The organism is Neglectibacter timonensis (genome assembly GCF_900048895.1).
GTDB lineage: Bacteria > Bacillota > Clostridia > Oscillospirales > Acutalibacteraceae > Acutalibacter > Acutalibacter timonensis.
Genome location: NZ_LT160633.1, coordinates 1 through 6,089, shown reverse-complemented (window position 1 = coordinate 6,089; position 6,089 = coordinate 1). Strand labels below are relative to the sequence as shown.

General features: G+C 50.2%; 7 protein-coding genes and 1 pseudogene. All 8 read left to right on the top strand.

Annotated features, from left to right (window positions below; genetic code table 11):
• Positions 1-599, top strand: a pseudogene (locus tag BN3911_RS00360) (hypothetical protein); the annotation flags it as partial.
• A 248-nt stretch (positions 600-847) separates the two neighbouring features.
• Positions 848-1,129, top strand: a complete 282-nt coding sequence (locus BN3911_RS00355) for a type II toxin-antitoxin system RelB/DinJ family antitoxin (RefSeq protein ID WP_025491725.1) — start codon at positions 848-850, stop codon at positions 1,127-1,129.
• Positions 1,122-1,394 carry a type II toxin-antitoxin system YafQ family toxin gene (locus BN3911_RS00350; protein ID WP_066859802.1) on the top strand — a complete coding sequence of 91 codons (273 nt, stop codon included), beginning with the start codon at positions 1,122-1,124 and terminating at the stop codon, positions 1,392-1,394. Before BN3911_RS00355 ends, BN3911_RS00350 begins: the two co-directional genes overlap by 8 nt.
• Before the next feature lie 18 nt (positions 1,395-1,412).
• Entirely contained in the window at positions 1,413-1,652 is a 240-nt protein-coding gene (locus BN3911_RS00345; protein ID WP_117531940.1) for a hypothetical protein, read from the top strand.
• Between the two features lie 4 nt (positions 1,653-1,656).
• Positions 1,657-2,175, top strand: a complete 519-nt coding sequence (locus BN3911_RS00340) for a hypothetical protein (RefSeq protein WP_025491722.1) — start codon at positions 1,657-1,659, stop codon at positions 2,173-2,175.
• A 54-nt stretch (positions 2,176-2,229) separates the two neighbouring features.
• The gene (locus BN3911_RS17510; RefSeq protein WP_066859798.1) at positions 2,230-3,198 is read left to right on the top strand and encodes a hypothetical protein; all 969 of its coding nucleotides are present in this window, start codon (positions 2,230-2,232) and stop codon (positions 3,196-3,198) included.
• 243 nt (positions 3,199-3,441) lie between these two features.
• Positions 3,442-4,668 carry a plasmid recombination protein gene (locus tag BN3911_RS00330; protein WP_025491723.1) on the top strand — a complete coding sequence of 409 codons (1,227 nt, stop codon included), beginning with the start codon at positions 3,442-3,444 and terminating at the stop codon, positions 4,666-4,668.
• Between the two features lie 375 nt (positions 4,669-5,043).
• A partial coding sequence (locus BN3911_RS00325) for a hypothetical protein (protein WP_066859794.1) occupies positions 5,044-6,089 on the top strand: 1,046 nt, incomplete at its 3' end.

The following is a 6,089-nucleotide window of genomic DNA, read 5'->3' as shown; positions in this document are numbered from 1 at the left end:
TTGCTGACGAAATTCGGGTAGGCCATCGTTTTTATGGCATTATGACGCTGGCGATTTATGCGAAAAAATGTGGGATTGACGAAGACGAGCTGCGCCGGGACGCTTTTGCGCTGCTCCAGCCCTATGATGATATGAGCGTGGAGGACATAAACCGCTTCACGAAAGATGATGTGGTGTGTGCCCTGGAGATGTTCAATGAGGACTATGTGACATTTCCCAGGGACGATATAGCGAAGCTCTCTGGTCTTACTATGCCTGTCAATAAGCGGAATTGGCGTAAGCAGGAAGAGCATATTCAAGTGATGAACACAATGAAAGCATTAAAAAAACAGTTAGGAGAGATTGTCAATGAGGGTCGACCTAAAGGCAGCGGAACAGCTCAGGTACGGGTTTATGAGTGGCGGCAGCAGCACCCGGAAGGCCGTAAGGCCGACTGCCACCGAGAAACTGGCCTTGATCCGAAAACTATCCGCAAATGGTGGGATTGTCCACCGCCAGCGGTGCGCTTTGAAGATGGGCATATAACGGTGCGGGTGTCCCCTTCGCAGGAGTTGAGCGATTGGCTCCTGGACGCACTGCACAATGAGGGTCAGGAATAAGGCCCAGAAAGGCCCTTGTTACGCTTTAGAAGTCGTTTTCAGCCCTCCGAGGGTAAATATACCGGCTCCCTCGCTACTGCGCCCGTAAAGCCGCATAAATCAAGGCTTTTTTGCCCCCTAAATGCGTACATACTGGGATAGAACTTTAGAGCGTCGAGGACAGGGAGATTGTATTGACATTGTAAACAAAAAGCTATACAATGAATATGATAAAACGGGTTATAATAAAAGCGGAAGGAGTTGCTATTATGGCGAATACAAGTATCAATATCCGTATGGATGCGGATTTGAAGCGGCAGTTTGAGGCGTTCTGTGCTGATATGGGAATGACGATGACAACGGCGTTCAATGTTTTTGCGCGTAAGGCTGTGAGGGAGTATAGAATACCCTTTGAAATCAGCGGCGATGTGCCGAACGCGGAAACCGTCGAAGCAATCAAGGAAGTAAAGAGAATGAAGGCTAATCCGAGCCTCGGCAAGACCTATTCCAATGTCGATCAGATGATGGAGGAGCTACTTGCCGATGTATAACATAAGACCAACCACAAAGTTTCAGAAGGATTTGAAGCGTGTGAAAAAGCGCGGCTTTGATATTTCTTTGCTGACCGATATTATTAAAAAGCTGGCTGCGGGGGAGCCGTTGCCGGAAAAGAACAGGGATCACCAGCTTTCCGGGGACTATGCGGGGTGTCGTGAGTGCCACATTACGCCGGATTGGTTGCTGATCTACGAAGTGGACGGGGACGAGCTGATTTTATATCTCACCCGGACGGGATCGCATAGCGATTTATTTTAGGGGAAGGAGGAAAGGTCTATGAGCTGGGATAAAGAGAGGATCGCGCAGCTGCGGCTCCCCGATCCGGCGGACGATGATCCGCACCCTCGGCTGCTTCTGGAAGGGTACGGCATACATGCTGGGCAGGGATTTACCGCCTTGTTTCCCGATGGCTGGCACGAGATTACCCTTGAAGTAGCCTGGGAGCCGACAGGCCCCGCTTGCTGGTACATATCCACGCCGGGATTTGAGGGTGTGTGTCCGTTGGCCTGTTCGTGAAGGTATGAAAACAATCCGGCAGATAGCCGACGAGATAGGCGTATCAAAACAGGCGGTTTATAAGCGGTACAAAGGCAAGCTGTATACGGTTTGCGCTCCGTATGCGCATACGGAACAGGGGGTCTTGTATCTATCGGAGCAGGCTGAAACCCTGATAAAACAAGACTTTTTGAGAGATGGCTGCCCCAATGGATCGCATACGGATACGCATACGGAGCGCTCCATTGGAGCGGTGCCGGAGCAGTCGCAAGAGGCTGGTGTGGTAGCAATTTTACAGGCCACCATTGACACGCTACAAGGGCAGCTTTCTGTAAAGGACAAGCAGATTGAAGAATTGAATGCAAGGCTGGCAGAGGTCAGCTCTGCGCTGGTGGTGGCACAGCAGACTGCCCAGGCCGCCCAGGCACTTCATGCCGGAACAATTCGGCAGCAGCTTACTGATGGTGAAGATGATCCAAATCAACAGGGGCAGACGGTGGAGCAGAAAAAAAGCTGGTTTTCAAAAGTTTTTGGTGGCAGATAGGAAACAAAAGTATATTTTTTTCGTCAGTACAAGTAAGAAAGGCGGTGTGATACAGTGAAAAAGATTGTTCTTGTTTTGGTGGCGGCTATGGTTTTGGTATTCACTGGTTGTGAAAAAAAAGAAACTATTTCTATGCCCTTTGATGTTGCTGATGTAAATAACATTGAGATGTATCGCAATGCTGAGCCATACTCCGCCGAAAAGCAAGTTATCACAGAAAGCGAAGACATAGCTGATCTTTATTCTCTGTTTTCGGGACTGGAGGTAAGCGATAAGAAAACGGAGCCTGTTGTCGGGGAGACCATAACGAGTTTTAGGTTCAATCTCTCAGACGATACAAGTTATGAGATCATCTACTGTGCGGAAGCTGTAAAGTCAGGCAGACTGAAATTTCCGGCGGAGAAACTGGATTATTTTACATCAGCCGATATTGGAGGTCGTTGGGATAGCTATCAATATGAGATTGTTCCTGTAAGTGAGAGTGAGCTGCCGGGGCAGTCAGAAAATCCCTCTGATCCGCCGCTTGAAGAAACGCATGAATGGGATAAAATCCCTATGGTAATGGTGGATGGAAAACTCTACTATGATACGGGGAAAGAAAGCACCATAAGTGGTCGTTGCGGGGTAATGGACGGGGAAATTACTTCAACGGTTGATGGCTCTGAGATACCGACAAAGGATAACCAATCTAATTTTGGGACAGGCTTTGAATATCAATACGGGGCAGACAATACCATAGAGATTTTTATGAACGAGAAATGGATCGTTTTTGAGCAAAGAGAAGGAGACGGAAGTAAAGTCCGATATGGTGATCGGATGGTGGATGCGGAGGACCTTTCCAAAGAAACGCTTGAATGGCTGGATTGGTATAATAGCTTGCCGGAAGAACAGCAGTTGGCTGTAAGTTTTGTCCCGTCGGATTTGATTGAAGAAACCGGCCCTGTAAAAACAGAGGACGCAGAAGTTCCTGCACAGGAAGAAGAATTATGCGGTTATCCTCTTGCACCAGAAGAAGTAGAGTGACAGAAGAAGTTCTTAGAGATGGTTGTGAGGCCGGCTCTTTTAGCCCCCGGCAGGGCGCAAAGCACTTTCATACTGCCAGCCCCAAAGGGGAGGCGGTGTGAAAGTGCTTTTGCGTTACTTTCTCACCAGAAAGTAACAAAGAGGTTGTGACAGCCACCCAGGTATGGTAAAATAGAGATAGTAGGATATAGTTCTTTTTACAAGAAAGGGCCGGGTGATTTTATAGAAACAACCATTTCGGGAATGACAGGCCGAGGAAGTATTCGGCACAATAACAGGAGTTTTTCGGCGGCGAATGTAGACCGCAGCCGGTCGGAGCAGAATATCACTTTTTGCAACGATGACTTGAAGCAGGTGTACCATGAGCTTTTTGATGAAGCATTGGCTGCCTATAACGCTAAAAAGAAAAAGACCAGGGACAAAATACCAGACTACTATGAGCATATCCGGCAGAGCAAACAGGAGAAGCTATTTCACGAGGCCATCTTCCAGATCGGTAACATGGAGGACTGTGGGTGCGGCTCCCCAGGAGGGGAACGGGCAGCGGCAGCTCTCAAAGAATTTGCAGAGTCCTTCCAGGAGCGCAATCCTCATCTGCGGGTATTCAATATGGTGCTGCACATGGATGAAGCCACGCCCCACCTCCATGTAGACTTTGTGCCGGTGGCCACTGGGCAGAGCCGGGGGCTGTCCACGAGGGTTTCCATGAAGCAGGCGTTAAAGCAGCAAGGATTTGAAAGCCTGGGCCGAAAGCAAACCGAATGGAAAGCCTGGATGGAGCGTGAGAAGGTATCTCTTGGAGAGATTGCTCAGGTACACGATTTTGAGATTATCAGCCTGGGCGGTGGTCGGCCTCACATGGATTTGCCAGAGTACCGGGCAGCGGCGCAGCGCCTTGAAGCTGTCCAGGAACAGGTTGCAGCAGCAGAACAGGATATAGCAACTTTGGAAAAGCAGAAAAAAGCGTTGCAAGGGAATGTGAAGCTCCTAAAGGCGGTTGAGAAGGTCAAGCCTGATCTGGAGGCCATACAGCCAGAAAAGACGCTGACAGGAGCTGTGAAAGGCGTTACCGTAGAACAGGTAAAGGAACTGAAGGCGGCAGCAATCAGAGGTGCGGCAGCGGAACAGAAAGTGCAAGAGCTGAAGGAAGAAAATCAGCGGCTTCAGCAGAAAATCCCCTCGACAAAAGAAAAGCTGAAGGAGGCTCAGGAGAGGCAGCGGCTTGAAAACCAAAACCGAAAGCTGCTGGTACAGGTGGAGTGCCTGGAACAAGAGTTGGAGCAGGAGCGCAGCTTCTCGGATCGGCTCCTGGATGGGGTCAGTGCGGTGATGGATTTTCTGGATCGGCACCTGCCAGAGAAGTTCCGCCCCCTTGTCGAAAGGGCCAGGGAGCTGTTGCCTGTGCCGGAGGTGCAGCAGCCAGAGCAGGAGCAGGAACGAGGTCATACCTGGGGCGGCATGGAGCTTTGATAAGATAGGGAAAAACTGTATTGATAATATATGCCTGTCCAGGGGACTTGAAAGCGCCATCTGGACAGGCTATAATAACAACAAGAAATAGGGAAAAAACTCATTGATAATATATGCCCCCCTATGGCCTTTAGGCCAGGGAAAAATAATAAAAATATTCTCTCTCGGATAGGGAGAAAGTCGGAGGGGAAAATGGGGGTGAGCGACGGGGTGTGGGAATGTGGCAAACCTAAAAGGTTTTCCATCATTTCCATGCCCCAGAGCGAGGGGGAAAAGGGGGAGGTGACTTTCTCTTTAAGGCCCCGGAGGGGCCGCTCTTTGGCTCCCCCTTTTCCCCCTGTGGGTTTGCAGAATGTATGAAAAGAGGTGTAAGGAATGGTGGATCAGCAAGAGGATTTGGAACGGCAGAGAGAGCTTTATCAGGAAAAGAATGAGCATTTGGAAAGGTTTTTGGAGCCGGTGGCGCCGTATGAGTTTTATCGGGAGATATTCCCGGAGGGTTCTTTCGAGAGGAAGGGACATTTTGAGGACAGGAAGGGAAACGGGATTGCGGTGACGGTTCAGAAAGTTGAGGTTGATAAGGCGACCGGGATCGCCCTGCAGATCGAGGGGGATGGTAAGGCGAAACGGTGTACTATCACTGACGAGCTGGACGAACTGCGGGAGCTACAAGACACTGATTTTACGATTATGTCCCCGATTTCCTATTTTGGTCTGCGGCGGTGCGGTAAAAATGCCAGGTATCTTTATGCTTTGGTGTTTGATCTGGACGGGGTAGGTATGCCGCAGCTTCGGGACACGCTGCACCAGATGAACAAGGATATTCTGCCCCAGGCAACCTTTGTTGTAAACAGCGGGACGGGGCTTCACCTATATTATGTGTTGAAAGAGCCAGTGCCTATGTATCCGCACAACCAGAAATGCTTGAAGGAGCTGAAATATTCCCTTACTCGGCAGATTTGGAACCGATATACCTCCACGATAAAAGAACCGCAAATGCAGGGCATTTTGCAGGGCTTTCGGGTGGTCGGCTCCGGCTCGAAACTGGGACGGGAGTACCCTGTGAGGGCGTTCCGGCTTGGCGGGCCGGTGGAACTGGCGCAGCTGCTCGATTATATTCCGGACAGCAACGGGGAGAGGCAGCGGCTTGAGGGGCTTATGAGAAAGAGCCGCCTGTCGCTGGATGAAGCAAAGGAGAAGTACCCAGATTGGTATGAACGGAGGATCATCAAGAAGGAACGGCGGGGTCGTTGGACGGTCAAGCGTGACCTTTACGATTGGTGGCTGCACCGGATTGCTGACGAAATTCGGGTAGGCCATCGTTTTTATGGCATTATGACGCTGGCGATTTATGCGAAAAAATGTGGGATTGACGAAGACGAGCTGCGCCGGGACGCTTTTGCGCTGCTCCAGCCCTATGA